The 1,093-nt window shown below is 46.8% G+C and carries 2 protein-coding genes; both read right to left on the bottom strand.

What is annotated here, in order from left to right; translation table 11 throughout:
- Positions 1-208 (bottom strand): NAD(P)H-binding protein (locus ACUVJL_RS14295; RefSeq protein WP_445246453.1); only part of this gene is annotated, 208 nt, incomplete at its 3' end.
- A 171-nt stretch (positions 209-379) separates the two neighbouring features.
- On the bottom strand, positions 380-1,093 hold a 714-nt coding region (xth, locus tag ACUVJL_RS14290; protein ID WP_445246452.1), incomplete at its 5' end, for an exodeoxyribonuclease III.

Here is a 1,093-nt window from a genome sequence, read left to right as displayed (position 1 = left end):
TGCTGATGATGTATTGCACTCCTTGGCAGGCTTTTTTAATATCTTTGTCTTGTTTCAAGTCGCCGATAAAAATCTCGGCGCCTCGGTTTTCTAGTTCTGAGTAGCGAGATGCGAGGCGAACGAATGCGCGGACAGGCTTCTCTTGCTGTCTGATTTCTCGTACAATTCGGCGGCCTAGTGCGCCTGTTGCTCCGGTTACTAAGAACATGATTTTTGGTTGTTGGTTGTTACTTACATCTTGCACATTTCTCAAGAACAGGTAAGATGCGTGTTCCACAAAGAGTGAATTTTCTTGTGGGGTGGGCATCCTGCCCGCCCATAAAAGGCTTATTGAGAATGGTGCAATATCTCAGTTGCTATTAACCTTATAACTTATAAATCAAATTTCGACAATTACGGGGGCGTGGTCGCTGGGTTTGATTAATTTTCTGGGAGCAATGTCTATTGTACAGTTTTTTGCTTGTTCGTACAGGGGAAAGCTGAGATAATGGTGGTCGATTCTCCAGCCGTTGTTGCGGGGAAATGCGGCGGCGCGGTAGTCCCACCAGCTATAATGACCGCCTTCTGTGGTGAATTTGCGAAAGGGGTCGTTTAATCCTAATTCTATGATTTCTGTTAGTGCGAGGCGCTCGGCTACTGATAGGCCGACGGAGTTAGCATTGGCTTTGGGATTGTGGATATCTCGATCGTCCGGGACGATGTTGAAGTCGCCGCAAATGCACAATTTTGGGGTTTTGTCTAGTGCTATTTTGAGGTATTCTTGCAGCAGTTTGAGCCACTTTAGTTTGTACTCATATTTCTCGCTGCCGACTTCGGAACCGTTGGGAACGTATACGCAAATAATGCTAATATCGTCTATAACCCCGGCTATTAGGCGTTTTTGTTCGTCAAAAATACCTGCGGTTTCGTCGCCGAGAATGGGGGCAAATCCGGTGCTGATTTGCGTTAGGGGCGATCGGCTAAAAATGGCGACGCCGTTGTAGGATTTTTGACCGGAAATGTAGCAGTTGTAGCCGAGGTTGATGAAGGGTTCTAGGGGGAAGTCTTTGTCTGTAACTTTGGTTTCTTGGAGGCAGAGAACGTCTGGGGAGTT

Origin of the sequence: Microcoleus sp. OTE_8_concoct_300, assembly GCF_031383065.1 — a bacterium.
Taxonomy (GTDB): Bacteria; Cyanobacteriota; Cyanobacteriia; order Cyanobacteriales; family Microcoleaceae; genus Microcoleus.
The sequence above is the reverse complement of the archived record's forward strand: the minus strand, read 5'-3'. Positions and strand labels throughout refer to the sequence as shown.